This window comes from Streptomyces racemochromogenes, from assembly GCF_044129415.1.
Lineage (GTDB): Bacteria > Actinomycetota > Actinomycetes > Streptomycetales > Streptomycetaceae > Streptomyces > Streptomyces racemochromogenes_A.
Genome location: NZ_JBBDHD010000051.1, coordinates 35637 through 50003 on the forward strand (window position 1 = coordinate 35637; position 14367 = coordinate 50003).

11 protein-coding genes and 2 pseudogenes are annotated in these 14367 nt (G+C 68.6%); 9 read left to right on the plus strand and 4 right to left on the minus strand.

Annotated features, from left to right (window positions below; translation table 11 throughout):
* Positions 1–15: 15 nt before the first annotated feature.
* A pseudogene (locus WDV06_RS20075) lies at positions 16–315 on the plus strand (Scr1 family TA system antitoxin-like transcriptional regulator); the annotation flags it as partial.
* Between the two features lie 640 nt (positions 316–955).
* On the opposite strand, the gene WDV06_RS20080 reads toward WDV06_RS20075, so the two are convergent.
* Both WDV06_RS20080 and WDV06_RS20085 read right to left on the minus strand, forming a co-directional pair.
* A complete protein-coding gene (locus WDV06_RS20080) occupies positions 956–1471 on the minus strand; it encodes a hypothetical protein (protein WP_395511154.1) in 516 nt (171 codons plus the stop codon).
* On the minus strand, positions 1468–2793 hold the full coding sequence (locus tag WDV06_RS20085) for a molybdopterin-dependent oxidoreductase (RefSeq protein ID WP_395511155.1): 1326 nt from the start codon (positions 2791–2793) through the stop codon (positions 1468–1470). Before WDV06_RS20085 ends, WDV06_RS20080 begins: the two co-directional genes overlap by 4 nt.
* A gap of 511 nt (positions 2794–3304) precedes the next feature.
* Between WDV06_RS20085 and WDV06_RS20090 the strand changes: the two genes are divergently transcribed.
* Positions 3305–4084 carry an MMPL family transporter gene (locus tag WDV06_RS20090; protein WP_395511156.1) on the plus strand — a complete coding sequence of 260 codons (780 nt, stop codon included), beginning with the start codon at positions 3305–3307 and terminating at the stop codon, positions 4082–4084.
* Here WDV06_RS20090 and WDV06_RS20095 read toward each other — a convergent pair.
* Positions 4057–5439, minus strand: coding sequence for a pre-peptidase C-terminal domain-containing protein (locus WDV06_RS20095; protein WP_395511163.1), 1383 nt, complete (start codon positions 5437–5439; stop codon positions 4057–4059). The two genes, WDV06_RS20090 and WDV06_RS20095, sit on opposite strands and share 28 nt — an antisense overlap.
* A 405-nt stretch (positions 5440–5844) precedes the next feature.
* Between WDV06_RS20095 and WDV06_RS20100 the strand changes: the two genes are divergently transcribed.
* The 6 genes from WDV06_RS20100 to WDV06_RS20125 all read left to right on the plus strand — a co-directional run bounded on the left by WDV06_RS20100 (position 5845) and on the right by WDV06_RS20125 (position 12202).
* Positions 5845–6798, plus strand: a complete 954-nt coding sequence (locus WDV06_RS20100; RefSeq protein WP_395511157.1) for an ABC transporter substrate-binding protein — start codon at positions 5845–5847, stop codon at positions 6796–6798.
* Between the two features lie 2 nt (positions 6799–6800).
* Positions 6801–7760, plus strand: a complete 960-nt coding sequence (locus WDV06_RS20105; protein WP_395511158.1) for an amino acid ABC transporter permease — start codon at positions 6801–6803, stop codon at positions 7758–7760.
* A gap of 8 nt (positions 7761–7768) precedes the next feature.
* Complete coding sequence (locus WDV06_RS20110) at positions 7769–8521, plus strand: amino acid ABC transporter ATP-binding protein (RefSeq protein ID WP_395511164.1); 753 nt, start codon at positions 7769–7771, stop codon at positions 8519–8521.
* Positions 8518–9732 (plus strand): M20 family metallopeptidase, encoded by a 1215-nt coding sequence (locus tag WDV06_RS20115; RefSeq protein WP_395511159.1) that lies wholly within the window; start codon positions 8518–8520, stop codon positions 9730–9732. Before WDV06_RS20110 ends, WDV06_RS20115 begins: the two co-directional genes overlap by 4 nt.
* A gap of 177 nt (positions 9733–9909) precedes the next feature.
* Positions 9910–11196 carry a cyanophycinase gene (locus tag WDV06_RS20120; protein WP_395511160.1) on the plus strand — a complete coding sequence of 429 codons (1287 nt, stop codon included), beginning with the start codon at positions 9910–9912 and terminating at the stop codon, positions 11194–11196.
* A 136-nt stretch (positions 11197–11332) separates the two neighbouring features.
* Positions 11333–12202, plus strand: a complete 870-nt coding sequence (locus tag WDV06_RS20125; RefSeq protein ID WP_395511161.1) for a MurR/RpiR family transcriptional regulator — start codon at positions 11333–11335, stop codon at positions 12200–12202.
* Between the two features lie 859 nt (positions 12203–13061).
* On the opposite strand, the gene WDV06_RS20130 is transcribed toward WDV06_RS20125, so the two are convergent.
* A complete protein-coding gene (locus WDV06_RS20130; RefSeq protein ID WP_395511162.1) occupies positions 13062–13835 on the minus strand; it encodes a hypothetical protein in 774 nt (257 codons plus the stop codon).
* On the opposite strand from WDV06_RS20130, the pseudogene WDV06_RS20135 reads away from it, so the two are divergent.
* Positions 13817–14137, plus strand: a pseudogene (locus tag WDV06_RS20135) (transposase); the annotation flags it as partial. The gene WDV06_RS20130 and the pseudogene WDV06_RS20135 overlap by 19 nt on opposite strands.
* Positions 14138–14367: the final 230 nt, after the last annotated feature.

Sequence of the window (14367 nt, forward strand, 5' to 3'; positions counted from 1 at the left end):
ACACAGCACCCCGACGACGCCGAGCCGCGCACGACCCGCAAGCGGGAAGTGCTGCGCGACGCCGGCCGGCACTTCGTCTTCGTCCTCAGGGCGACCGCCCTGCGGACCCGCTCCGGGGACGCCCACGTGAGGGCGGACCAGCCCGCCCACCTGATGACCGTCTCGATGCGCCGGCACGTCAGGCTCGGCGTCCTCCCGATGGACGCGCAGCGTCCGGCAGGCAACTTGATCACCAGGGCCAAATGCCGTCACTCCCCTGGCCCTCGGCTTCGAGGGGCCGCGTATGCGAAGGCAACCAGGTTCTCCTGGACTTGAGCATCGTCGGCGAGGTTCGAGAGGGATGAGGATGCGGTGGGGGTGGTGTGAGCAGCTGTGGCCTGCTCAGTTCAGGTTGTGAACGGGTATGGGTTTGAGTCATACCCGAACAATTTTTCGCAGAATGAGACATTCCGCGGCTAGCGTTCGGTTCGCCTCAGGGGGGAGGCGTCACTGAGCGGCTCCTCCCTCCGTCATGCCCTGTTGAAGGGCAAACGAGTAGGGGAAGGGGAAACGGTGGTTGCACGGCGCAAAGCAGTCGGCGTGGTGGCAGGTCTTGCGCTCCTCGGACCGGCGGCATCACCCCGGCGAGCGCTGAAGGATCGTTCGAGTCCCGCATCTCGTGATGGACGGCTCCGACGGAGCCCCGCCCCTGAACGGACAACAACAGTTCCTCGGACTGCACCGGCATCCACTTCTCGGGCTGCCGGTCCGATGACGAGCGCTACGGCTACCACCACGCGTCACCGAGCCTGTGGAAGAACAACGTCGACCACCGTCACCTGGCCCGACTCCACGACGGCCACCGCACTCTGCACGGCTTCTTCCCCTGGGCAACCGTCGGCCGCGACGCCCTGGCCCGGCACGCCACAGCGGCCCGGTGGCGGGTGGAGGAGCAGTGGACGACCAGCGGGAACCGTCACTTCCTCACGCTGCGCTCCGCCCGCTGACGCTCCCTGGCAGCCCGCCTCGCCGGCCGCGAAGCTCGCCGGACCCGGATCAGCAGGCACAGCGCGGAGGCGACGAACAAGCCCGCTGTGATCAGCAGCCAGCGCCCCAGGAACACATCTGCGGGCAGTGCGGTCGCGGCCGTGAAATGAGGAACCTGCCCCAGGATCAGCGGCCACCACACGAGGAGCAGCATGCCCGCAGCGAACGCCGGTACCCGGACGTAGTTGACGCTGATCGCCGACGGGCGTCCGGCACTGTCGCCGGGGCGTCCCCGGAAGGCTCGCTGCAAGACCTGGTCGGTGGCGGAGTAGGCGGGCAGTAGCACAAGGTCGTGGAGGAGTGCGGCACCGACGAACCAGATGGCGACACCGAGGGGGTCGCCGGCCAGGAGGCGCACGCCGGCGTAGCCGGCGAGGGCGAAGGAGGCGAGGGTCAGCAGGAGGTGGAGGGGAGAGGCGCCGTAGCGGGCGCGCAGGCGGCTCACGCCTGCTCGCCGAAGGTGAGACGGGTGACCCATTTGGTGTTGTGGACGCCTGGGGCGTTGGGAACGATGATCCGCGCGGGGTAGCCGTGATCGGGTGAGAGGACGGCCCCGTTGACCTCCACCGCCAGCAGGGACCGAGGGTCGTGTACTTGGTTGGCGGCCAGGACGACGCGGTTGAAGGATCCTCCGCGCTGCACGGACTCCACCTGCACCGCAGGCACATCGTCGGTGAAACCGACCAGGGCGGCGAGGTCCGCGAGGCGGACCCCGTTCCACTGCTGGTCGGTCGTCGACCAGCCCTCGACACAGGCGATGGGCAGGGCCGCCTCATGCCGGGGTAGTGCGTACAGGGCGTCCCTGGTGAGCACGGTCTGCCGGCCGCCGCCGCGGACGGTCAGCCGCCAGGCGGGGCCGATGTCGCCGGCCCGGATGCCTACCGAGGCCGCGGTTTTGTTGATCTGGAAGCCGTTCGGCCCGTTGCCGGGATTCTGGCCGTGGGGGGCCAGCAGGGCGGTCTTGCGCATCCAGCCGCCGATGCTCTGCCCCATCGTGACCGCGAGCAGCGCCGCGGACCCCGCGCCGACCATCCACAGGGCGCCACGGCGGGAGATCGTCGGTGCTGCCGGCTGGGGAGCGATGAGCCCCATGGCGTCCGTGGTGGGCACTTCATCGGCAGTCAGTGGCCGATGCTGTTCGGCGTGTGGGCCTGTCACTACGGCGATGACGGCGCGGCGCAGTCGGAAGGTGACGTGGACGATGAACGCGCCGATGAACACCCAGGCCCCGTAGAAGTGCAGGACGTAGAAGGAGCCGGGGAAGATGTAGTGGAGCTGGACGTTGAGGATGCCGGTGACGAACTCGAATCCGGCGCCGCCCACCAGCAACAGCAGTGACAGCCGTTCGAGTGCGTGGCTGGCCGAGCGCACGGGCGGCCACCCGAACAGCTTGGGAATCACCGACCACAACTTGGCCAGCAGCACGGGGATGAGGACGATCCCGAGGGTGACGTGCAGCCCCTGGCTCAGGCGGTAGCCCCAGTACGGCGAGGTCGGCCAGGTGAACAGGTAGAAGCCCAGCAGCCCCTTGTTCGGCGTCTGGTCGTTGACGGGCGAAACATCAGGGTTGTAGGCGGCGTAAGACAGCAGGCCGCTCACGAACAGGATGATCACGCCGAACAGCAGAACCAGACCGAACACGGCCGTCAGCCACGGCCCTCGCAGAGGGCTCCGCCAGAACTCGGGCCGGGCCGGACCCGGGGGCGGGCCTGACGCGACCTTCGATCGGAGCCGACCGCGCAGTCCACGCAACGCCGACACGGACATGCTGCCCGAGCTTTGCGTTTCCCTGCCATCGTGACGGGGTGCTCCGGCGCCCGCCGAGGTGGCCTTTGAAGACCTCGGCGGAGCAACAGCCGAGGAGTTGTCGGGGTCGTCAGCGCGGCCCGCATTGGCTGGCCTTGCGGATTCCCGGCCCTCGTGGTCGCCTTCGTGAGGGCGATCGGCATTCATGTGATCCCCTGCTTCTCCACCCGGCAACGACCCGCACTTGGTCAGAAACCTGCCGCACCGCAGACCGGCGCCCCGACGTGACACACCGTCATGGCGGAAGGGCAAGCCGGATGGTCCAGCCCGGACCCACGCCCACCACATGCTCCCAACAGCAGGGGGACACTGCCACCGCCGTCCGCCGTCGGATGCGCAGGGGCCGGGGTATGACGGCCATCGCCGCTCCCGGGGCGGTGGGTCGGGCCTGCCCCACCGTGGACGCAGATGCGAATGGGATCGCTCCAGAACTGCTCCGGCGTGACTCGGGGCCCGTGGCTGGGGATATGCGATGAACCAGCACAAAAGGCGGCCGGTGCCGACGGGTGCTCAGCGGCGTACGCGGGCGAGCTGGGTGTTCATCTCGGTCAGGAACCTCACCACGGTGTGCAGCTCGTCCGGGTGGAAGTGGGAGCGTGCGGCATCGGTGGACTGCGTCAGAGAGCGGAAGCACTCGCGTGCGGCCGCGCGGGCTGTCGCCGCCCTGGCCGGGCAGCGCGGCATCCAGGCCCGGCCGTCGCCCGCCGTGTGCTCCGAGGACGGGCGGGCCCTGCAAGCGGTCGTCCCGCTCGCCCCCGATCTCGGCGAACAGCTGCCGTCCGTCCTCGCGGAGGGCGTTCGGCGGCCGGACCGGTGGCGGGGTTGGGCGTGTAGATCGCTGGTCCCGCTGCGACATTTTTCCGGCATCGACGGGCTTCTGCTGCTCGTCTACCGCAGCCTGCTGCTACCTCTGCTGATCATCATCAGTGCGGTGTTCGCCCTGAGCCCCGCGCGCGCGGTCGTCTACGCGCCGGCTGACCGAGCAATCGTGCGGGTCGACGGCCAGGTCCAGGGCACGCCGACCCGGATGGCGACGAACTGCCGCCCCACCCGAAGGCGGCAGGCCGACTCCGGATCGGCGGTCTCCTGGGCTGTCGAGACCGAGGGCGCACGAAGGCCGCGCCCCGAAGAACGGGGTGCGGCCTCAGAGGAGCGTTGCGGCGCCGCGCCACGTCCGTGGCGACGCGTGCGCCGGACCGGTCGGCTGCCGGTCCGGCGCCGGTCTCAGTTCTTGGTGAGGGTGCAGGTGTAGGCGGGGGTGCCCGATCCGCTGTAGGCCTCTAGTTCGACGTAGTAGGTGGCGCTTCCTGAGGCGGCTTTGGTGAAGGTGAGTGTCTCGTCGGCGCCTGCGCCGTTGTTGACGGATCGTGTGAGGGTGCTGCCCCCGGAGTCGAGGAGGTAGAGGTCGGCGTCGTAGGCGTCGGGTAGGGCGCACTGGACGGTGAGGTGTTCGTTGGCCGTCAGGGAGATGCGGAAGTAGTCGCGGTCGGCGGCCGAGGCCATGGTGCCGGTGAGGGAGGCGGGGTAGGTGACGGCGGTGGCGTCGTCGGCGGTGGCCCGGGTGTCGTTGGGTTCGCTCTCGGTCAGGGAGGCGCTGCCGCCCGGGATGCCACAGGTCGTCTGCGGAGTGCCGCTGTAGGGGTTGCTGTCGATGACTCCGGCGGTGACGCTGCGGAGGTAGTAGCCACAGGTGGGCCGGTTCTTGAAGTCGTAGGTCTCGCCGGGGCCGAGATGCCGGATTTTGTAGCCGGAAAATGTCAGGGGCTGTCCTGCGGTGGCCTGTTCGGGCTGGTGGTCGCCGAGGACGACGAAGGCCTCCTTGCCGTAGAGGGTGGCTCGGCCGTTCTTGTCGAGGAGCAGTGAGCTTCCTTCCTCGACCCCGACCCCCCAGGCCTTGCCGTCTGAGGTCCGGCCGTCCTTGATGGCGCGGGCGACGAAGGCCATGGTGCGGCCCATTCGGTCGCGGGCGGTGAAGTGGGAGTCGTTGATGACGCCGGCGTAGTGAGGCCAGTCGAACATGCCGGTGGTGAAGGTGATGTAGCTGTCGTACGGGTCCGCGAGGGCTTCGGCGCTGGTGACGCTGCCCTGGCAGGCGTCGTAGACCACGGGGCTGTTGATGTGGGTGCCGGCGCTGCCGCCGCCCGAGCCGCCGCCCTTGGCGACCACTGATTCGACGGAGGTTTCCAGCGCTGTGCCCTTCCAGGCGGCGTAGCGGCACTGGTCTCCGCCGGCGAAGTACACGAATTCCGCGTTGCGGATGTCGGTGTTGACCTGGCTGTTGTTGCCGTCGGATGCGGTGGTCAGGGTCCAGCTGGTACAGGAGTTGACGCCGGGAAGAGCCATGACGGCGTCGCATTCGGGGGTGGCGCTGCCGGAGGTGGGCGCGGAACCGGCCAGGACGACGACGTCCAGGCTGCCGGTGCCGCCGCGGATGGCATCGATGGCGGCCGTCATGGAGCCGGGGTTGATCTTGCCGTCGCCGTTCATGGTGAAGGCGGGCCCCTGCCAGGAGGTGCGGCTGACGTCCGAGCTGCTGCCGAGGCGGATGCGGGTGCCGGCCGCTTCGGCGCTGCCGGTCGAGGTGAGCGTGCCGGTCAGCGTAAGCATTGCCACGGCTGCCGAGGCCAGCCCGGCATGCCTGGATCGTGTGCCCATGAAACCTCCGAAAGGTGGGGGAGAAACGCGGATCCGCAGGGGACAGGGCGTGGCGACGCCCTGAGCGGCGCTGGTGTGGGGAGGCACGCCGCCTTGCGGGTGCTGCAGTAGTGGAACTTACAAGCCAACCTGAATGAACGGTAGATGTAGCGCGCGGGACGTCCTTCCGAGACCGGCGCATCATGGTCAGTCTCCACTTCATCTGCCAGTCCGCGCTGGTCTGGCGCCCGAGTGGCTCCCGTTATCGCAATGTAACGAGCGATACATCTAGCCACAGTCAAAACAGTTCTGTAATTTCCGTGGTGCAGTCGACGGCGGACACCCCGTCGACCCGAAGACCGGAGAGGCATACGCCTGATGAACACCCGTCTGTCCCGAAACCTGAGCGCGGCGCTGACGGCCGCGACCGCGCTGGCCACCCTCACCTCCTGCTCCGACTCCACCGACGACACCGCCAAGAGCACCGGCGGACAGCCGGCCACCATCGCGGGGGCAGCGGTCACGAAGGACACCGCGCTGCACGACGCACTGCCCGACGCGATCAAGAAGTCGGGCGCCGTGCGCGTGGCCACCGACGTGCCCTACGCGCCGTTCGAGATGTTCGTGACCGAGGGAAAGCCGGAACTCACCGGCCTCGACTACGACCTCGGGCAGGCGCTCGGGGCGAAGCTGGGCGTGAAGTTCGACTTCGCGCCCCAGAAGTTCGACGGGATCGTGCCGGCCATCCAGGCCGGAAAGTTCGACGCGGCGATGTCGGCGATGACCGACAACAAGGAGCGCCAGGCGGTCGTCGACTTCGTCGACTACTCCGTCTCCGGTTCCGGGATCATGGTCGCCAAGGGCAACCCCGAGAAGATCACCACCCTCGATGACCTGTGCGGCAAGAAGGCCGCGGTGCAGGCCGCGACCAACCAGCTGGACCTCCTCAAAAACCACCAGGCCACATGCAAGGCCGCCGGCAAGGGGGAGATCGACATCCAGACCTTCCCCAAGGACTCCGACGCGCAGCTCGCCCTGCGCTCGGGCAGGGTCATCGCCCAGGTGCAGACCAAGCCCGCCGCGGGCTGGACCGCCAAGACCGCCGACGGCGGCAACACCTTCCAGATCGTCGACGACCCGGCTGCCGCGGGCGGCTACGGCGCCTCCCCGAACGGGATCGCGGTCTCCAAGAAGCTGCCCCAGCTCACCGACGCGATCCACAAGGCCCTGCAGGCCCTGATCGACGACGGCACCGTCACGAAAATCTTCGACAAGTACGGTGTCGCATCCATCGCCGTCAAGGAGGCCACCAAGAACGCGGCGGTGAACTGAACATGACCACCAGCACAGCCCCCGTCGGCACCGACCGTCCCGCGCCCCAGCAGCTCACCGTCGTTCCGCTGCGCCACTACGGCCGTTGGATCGCTGCCGTCGCGGCCATCTCCGCTCTGGTCGGCGTCGCCGGATCACTGGCCAAGAACGGCAACCTCCACTGGGAGATCATCGGGCACTTCCTGTTCGCCGATCTGATCTTCGAAGGGCTCGTCACCACCCTCTGGCTCACCGTCGCGGCCATGGCTCTCGGACTCGCACTGGGCACCCTGGTCGCAGTGATGCGCCTGTCGTCCAATCCCGTCCTCTACGGCATGTCCTCGCTGTTCGTCTGGTTCTTCCGCGGCACCCCCCTGCTGGTCCAGATCATCTTCTGGGGATACGCGGCCGCCCTCTACCAGTACGTGAAGATCGGCATCCCCTTCACCACCGTCACCTTCTTCCAGGTCGAGACGAACTCCCTCCTCACCCCGGCGGTCGCAGCCCTGCTGGCCCTCGGGCTGAACGAGGCCGCGTACGCCTCGGAGATCGTCCGGGCCGGCATCCAGTCCGTGGACCCCGGACAGACCGAAGCCGCGCACTCCCTCGGTATGCGGCCCGCCCAGACGATGCGCAGGATCGTTCTGCCCCAGGCCATGCGCGTGATCATCCCGCCGATGGGCAACGAGACGATCAACATGCTGAAGATGACCGCCCTGGTATCGATCATTTCGGCGCACGACCTGATGTCCAACATCCAGGACGTGTACGCGCAGAACTACCAGGTCATCCCCATGCTCGTCGTCGCCAGCCTCTGGTACCTGGCCTTGGTCACCCTGCTCGGCATCCCGCAGTCATGGCTGGAGCGCCGCTACGGCCGCGGCTCCGACCGCGGCGGCCACATCTCGCCCCTGCGCCGCATCCTCACCGGCACACAGGCCAAGCCCGCCCGCACGAAGAACACCAAGGAGGCGGGTGCGTGAGCGTCCCCATGGTCCACGCCCAGGGCGTGCGCAAACACTTCGGGAAACTCGAAGTCCTCAAGGGAATCGATCTGACCGTCGAACGCGGCCAAGTGTGCTGCCTGCTGGGCCCCTCCGGCTCGGGCAAGTCGACGTTCCTGCGCTGCATCAACCACCTCGACCGAGTCGACGGCGGCAAGCTCGCGGTCGACGGAGACCTGGTCGGCTACCGCCAGAGCGGATCACGGCTCCACGAACTGCGCGAGAAGGAAGTCGCCGCGAGACGACGCGACATCGGCATGGTCTTCCAGCGCTTCAACCTCTTCCCTCACATGACCGCCCTGGACAACGTCATGGAGGCCCCGGTCAACGTCTGCAAGACCGACAAGTCGCAGGCCAAGGAGGAGGCCCACCAGCTGCTGGAACAGGTGGGCCTCAGGGACCGGGCCGGGCACTACCCCGCCCAGCTCTCCGGGGGGCAGCAGCAGCGCGTCGCCATCGCGCGAGCCCTGGCGATGAAGCCCAAACTCATGCTCTTCGACGAACCCACCTCCGCGCTCGACCCAGAGCTGGTCGGAGACGTCCTGGACGTAATGCGCCGGCTCGCGGCGGACGGCATGACGATGGTCGTGGTCACCCACGAGATCGGCTTCGCCCGCGAAGTCGGTGACACCGCCGTCTTCATGGACGACGGCGTCGTCGTCGAATCCGGCGATCCCCGCCAAGTCCTCGTCGACCCCCAGCGGGAACGCACCCGCGCCTTCCTCTCGAAGGTCCTGTGACCGCCCCCTCACGGGAGCAGCTGCACACCAACCCACTGCTCCCGTACGCCGAAGCCCGCCTGGAAGGCTACCTCGCCGACCTCGCCGACCTGGTCGCCATCGACTCGGGCTCCTACAGCCCCGCCGGCGTCAACCACATGGCCGACTGGACCCAAAACCGGCTGCTGCGCCTGGGATTCGACGTCGAGCGCGTCGCTCCCGAGCCCGCCCACGGACATGCGGTCGGCGATGTGATCGTGGCCCGAAAGCAGGGTGACCTTCCAGTCGAGCAGGGTGGACGGCGCCTCCTGCTTGCCGCGCACCTCGACACCGTCTTCGACGACGGAACCGCCGCCGCACGCCCCTTCCGCCTCCAGGGCCACACGGCGCACGGACCCGGCGTCAGCGACGACAAGGCCGGATTGCTGGCAGGAATCACGGCCCTGGAGATCCTGGAAGAGACCGGGACAAGGCGGTACGCCGAACTCGTCTTCGTGGCCACTCCGGACGAGGAGATCGGCTCACCGGCGAGCCGCCCGGTAACCGAGGCCGCAGCCCAAGGAGCCCATTACGCGCTGGCCCTGGAATGCGCCCGAGAGAACGGCGACCTGGTCATCGCCCGCAAGGGTGTCGCCGATTTCCGCGTGAGCGTCACCGGCCGGGCAGCGCACGCCGGCATCGAGCCCGAGCGCGGAGCGAACGCCGCCCTGACTGCCGCCCACCTGGTCGTGGCCCTGCAGGCCCTCAACGGCCTTTGGGACGATGTCACCGTCAACGTCGGTGTCGTACGGGCCGGCAGTCGCACCAACATCGTCTGCCCGCAGGCCGAGCTGCGCGTCGAGGTCCGCTCGGCCACCGCCGCCGGACTCGCAGCGGCCCACCGAGCGATCAAATCAGCCGCCGCACAGCCCGCCGTCACCGGCACCACGGCGACCGTCGAGCAGCTCGACTACTGCCCGCCCATGGAGGACACACCCGCCTCACGCCGCATGTTCGACCAGGCCAGACGCATCGCCGCAAGCCTGGGGGTCAGCCTGTCGGGTGCAGCGACCGGCGGCGTCGGGGACGCCAACTTCATCGCGGGCCTCGGCGTGCCCACCCTGGACGGCCTCGGCCCGGTAGGCGGCGCCGACCACAGCCCCGACGAATGGCTGGACACCTCCACCGTCCCCGTCCGCGTCGCGTTCCTGGCCGCCCTCATCGCCGACCTCGGAGACAGCCGCGCCGGCTGACACCCCACAAGAGTCCCGTACCGGTTCGACCGCGCCATCGCCCGGTACGTGACCCGGCCCCCGGCAGCCCCCTCCCGCCACGCATCGGGCTGCCGGCCCGCGCCGGGACCGCAGCAGCCACCCGTCGCCGCGGTCCCGGCCACCACCCCGACCCCCGAGCCCGCAGGAGACAACCCCATGCCCGTCCCGACCAGAGCCCGCCGTACCGTACTGGCGGGCAGCACCGCGCTCGTCCTGGCACTCGCCCTCGCCCCGTCCGCCCAGGCCCACACCGCCACACCTGCTCTCGGCCACGGCTCGCTCGTCCTGATCGGCGGCGGCCTCAAAGCCGACAACACACAGGTCTACGGCGAGATCATCAGGCGCGCGGGCGGATCGAAAGCGCGTATCGGTGTCCTCACCGCCGCCTCGATCCCCGCCGGCCAGGACCCCGACGCAGCCGACCCTGACAAGTGCAGCAACTCCGCCTGCAACGGCGCCTACTACGCCGCACTCTTCAAGCGGTACGGCGCCTCCGACTCCCGGTGGATCCCCATCGACCTCGACCACATCACCAATGCCGACTCCGACGAGGTCGTGCGGCAGGTCGACTCCATGACCGGCTTCTTCTTCGGCGGCGGCGACCAGTACCGCTACGTCACCACCCTGCTCCACGGCTCCGCACACACCGACTCCAAGGTCCTCGCCGCGATCCGGGCCAAGCTCGCCGCCGGGGCCGTCGTATCCGGATCCAGCGCCGGAGCGCAGATCGCGGCCGGAGCCGACATGGTCACCGGAGGCGACTCCTACGAAGCACTCCGCGACGGCAGCAGCCCGGGGTACTTCGACGACCCGGCACGCCTCGGTTACCTCCCCGAAGGCGGCTTCGGCTTCCTACGCTCCGGACTGATCGACACCCACACCGGCACGAGTGGACGCGAAGGCAGGGCCCTGCGCCTGGCCGCCGACACGGGACACGACCGCGTGTACGCACTGGAAGAGAACACCGCACTGATCGTCGATGATCCAGGCACCACCCGCGAACGACTGCGTGTTCTGGGACCGCAGGGTGTCGCCGTCCTCGACCTGCGTCAAGCCCGCGGCAAGAACCTGCACGCCGGATGGTCCCTCACCGGCGCCCGCTACGACTACCTCACCACCGGCGACCGCTACGACCCCAGCAGGCGGCAGCCCCTGCCCGCAAGCGGCAAGCGGCCCCTGATCCCACGATCAGCCTCACCCGTACCCGCCAACTCGGACGTCTTCCACTCCTCGGCCAACCCCGCAGGCATCCCCTACTCCTTCCTGAACACCGCCCGCGCCCTGGCCGGCAGCACCCAGTGCACCACCACGGCCGGCACCTTCGAGAGCGGCCCCCGCTTCACGGTCACCTTCAGCAAGCAACCCGGATTCACCGCATGGACCAGCGACGATGTCACCGCGCACACCGTCACAGGCCTGCGGATAGCCGTCGCTCCGGAGTGACTCTGCCCTGACGCACTCCAGGCGACAGGGCCGGCCGGAGTCCGGGGGCTCCGGCCGGCCCCACCCGCCTACGCTGGACACTAAGCTCGACCTTGACCCGCCCCAGCAGTCACACGTACGAAGGAAGACGCAGCGCATGGCCCCTGGCACGCTCGCCGACGACATCCGCCTCAAGCTGGGCGACGCCAGCCCCGCCGAACGCAAAGTCGCACGCGTGCTGCTCGCCGGCTACCCCGCAGCCGGCTTCGAAACGATGGCCGTCCTCGCGGAACGCGCCGCCGTCAGCACCCCCACCGTCCTGCGCTTCATCAACCGGCTCGGATACCGCGGCTTCCCCGACTTCCAAACAGCGCTACGCACCGAGCTCGACGAACGCAACGCCTCCCCCCTCTCCCTCTACGAGGCAACCGACTACGGCCGAAGCCACGACGGAGTCGAGGACCTATCCCTCCTCCAACGCGGCAGCAACCTCTTCAGCGCCGCAGTCGCCCAGACCCTCGCCGAACTACCCGCGCACGACCTCGAACACGCCATCGCACTGCTCTCCGACGGCAAACGCCGCATCACGCTGGCCGGCGGACGGTTCACCAACCTCTTCGCCCAATACCTCGGCCTGCACCTCATGCAGATCCGCGACGACATCCGGTTCCTGCCCGACCGGGACGTCGAACGCACCGCGCAGCTGGCAGCACTCAACCGACGCGACGTCTTCGTCCTGTTCGACTACCGTCGCTACGAACCCGACAAGGTCGCCCTCGCCGAACTCGTCCAGGAAAACGGCGGAAAGGTCATCCTCTTCACCGACGTCTGGCTCTCACCCGCAGCAGCTCACGCACAGGTGGTCCTGCCGAGCCAGGTAGCCGCACCGTCCCCCTACGACAGCCTCGTCCCCACCCTCGCCATCATCGAGACCGTCGTCGCCGGCGTGCTCACCGCCCTCGGTGAAGCCGCCCACCAGCGGATGCAGCACGGAGAGGACACCGCCCGTCGCATGGGGTTGTACTGACCACCACCACAGCAGCTATCTGACCGTGCTCGTGAGAAACATCTGGAACTCTGCGGCAAGGTTTCGCATCTCCTCGCCGGCCGCATGCACAGTGGTGTTCCCAGCCGCGGAAGTCCTCGGCCAGTGAGGAGAGGAGGGTGTCGAGGCCGTCGCCGTCCCGCGTCCGCACCAAGCTCTCAGTGCTCACCCACTGCCCGCGAGCTTTCATCCCCAGAGGGTCTTGTCGGCTCGGTGCAGAGCAAGTCCCACGCGTACCGCGATTCCATCTTCGGTCATTTGAGCCGGTTGGAAGTCGTGGGACTCCATGACCGGGTGATATAACCACACTGCCCCGGCCGCGGGTGCCGCTTGGGAATGATCGTCCGTCGCGGCTGTGGATCTTGAGCGGGAACTGGTCCCCGATGGGCTGTGGAAGACAGTCGCGCCGGCCTTCAAGCCGCTACTCCTGGGCCTCCCCGCCATACGGTCCCGGCGCGGGCCACGACGACGGTGACCGGTCGAGGTCCGCGCCGACAAGGCACACTTCTCCGCGGAACACCTCGTCTGGCTCCGCTCACGACGGCTCATCCCGCGCATCGCGCGCCTGGGGATCGAGTATGGCATCTCGCGTGTTCCGGGTGTTTGCGCAGTTGCGGCCCAGTCGACCTCGGGTGTGCCTCGGGCAGGTCGTCGACGTCCCCGGCGGGACCGCGACGGCGGTTGGCGTACTCCGGTGATCAGCCACCGGGCCGCTGGCGGCGCTTGGGGAACGCGGTGTTCTTGCTGGACTGGCACCCGGACTACAGGTCCCCGACCGTCTTGCTGCCATTCAGGGGCGTGGGGGAACGCGATCTGACAGTGGATGACCGGGGGCTGTCGGTCAGACGGTCGAAGTGCCCCGTGTTGCCTCGTGCGCCTCGGTGATGGCTCGCTGTCGGATGTCTCCGAACAACTGGATCCGGGTGGCGGCCAGGATGTCGTCCCTGCCGACGGTCCGGGCATCCCCCGTGCGGGAGTACAGGGCCGGGATGGATTCTTTGAGGGACGCGGGTGGTGTCGCTTCTCCTGGCAGGACGAGGGCGACCGTGCCGTACCGTTTGAGCCCGCCTTCACGGACCACCATCACTGCGTCCCGGGCCAGGTCCGTCAGGAAGTTGCTGGCGAGTCCGTCCAGGTCGCGGACCAGTGCCGGGACGGCCGTCACCCGCTGACTTCGCAGCAGCTTCCTGACTTCGACCTCGAACCTGTGAGCGCCGACCATGGCACTCGGCTTGCGCGACTGGCTGCGCCTGGGAGCACGCACCATGACGCCCTCGGCGTCGTAGGTGACACCGTTCAGGCCCTTGAACGTCGGGCTGTGGTCGTACCACTTGGGCCCCACCATGACTTCGACGTTGCGGTAGAGCGATGAGACAAGGTCCGCGGGAAGCAGCTTCTTTCGCGTCTCCTCGGCCGCTGCCCTCCTGCATCCGCTGACGATCTCCGTCAGCACTGTCCGCAGGACCGACGCGGCCGCGCACGCGGCCGGCCGAGACACGTGCATGGAGGTTATGCCCCTGAACACCGTTTTGACGAGGGAAGGCGTGAACGGCAAGACGTCCATGCCCGACGCGGGCGCGGGACTGCTCTCGGGGCGTGTGGGCTGTACAGGCATCGGAAGAAGCGCTCCTCGCTGTCGGGTTGATCAGAGGCACACACCCAGGAGGGGCGCGCGGTCGGGGTTGTGGCCCCGGCGCGGCCTGCTCCTTTGTATGGTCCCCAGGTGCAGGCCAAAGCCTCGCATCCGCCACTGACACCCGCTCGGGTGATAGGCGACGCTGGAAATGCCACCGCTGTGTGATCAACGGGATTCTGTTCCGGCAGCGGACGGGTCTCCCGTGGCGGGATCTGCCGCCCTGCTTCGGTAGCTGGAAGAGGTCCTTCTCGCCCCAGCAGGGACGCCGAGACTGGACGGCACTCACCGAGGCCTCGCCCACACCCTGACCTATCGGAATCGGCATCTCGACCACGGCTGCGGAGTCACGACGCCGTCAGGCTTCCACCGACAGCGGCCTCGGCGCTGGTCAGTCCGAGTCGTACCAGTGGGTGAAGGGGCGGTCGGGGCAGTGCCGGCATTCGAAGATGTACACGGAGCCCACGCTGCCCACATCGAGGCCGGTGGGGTCGACCGGGACGGCTCGGCTCCC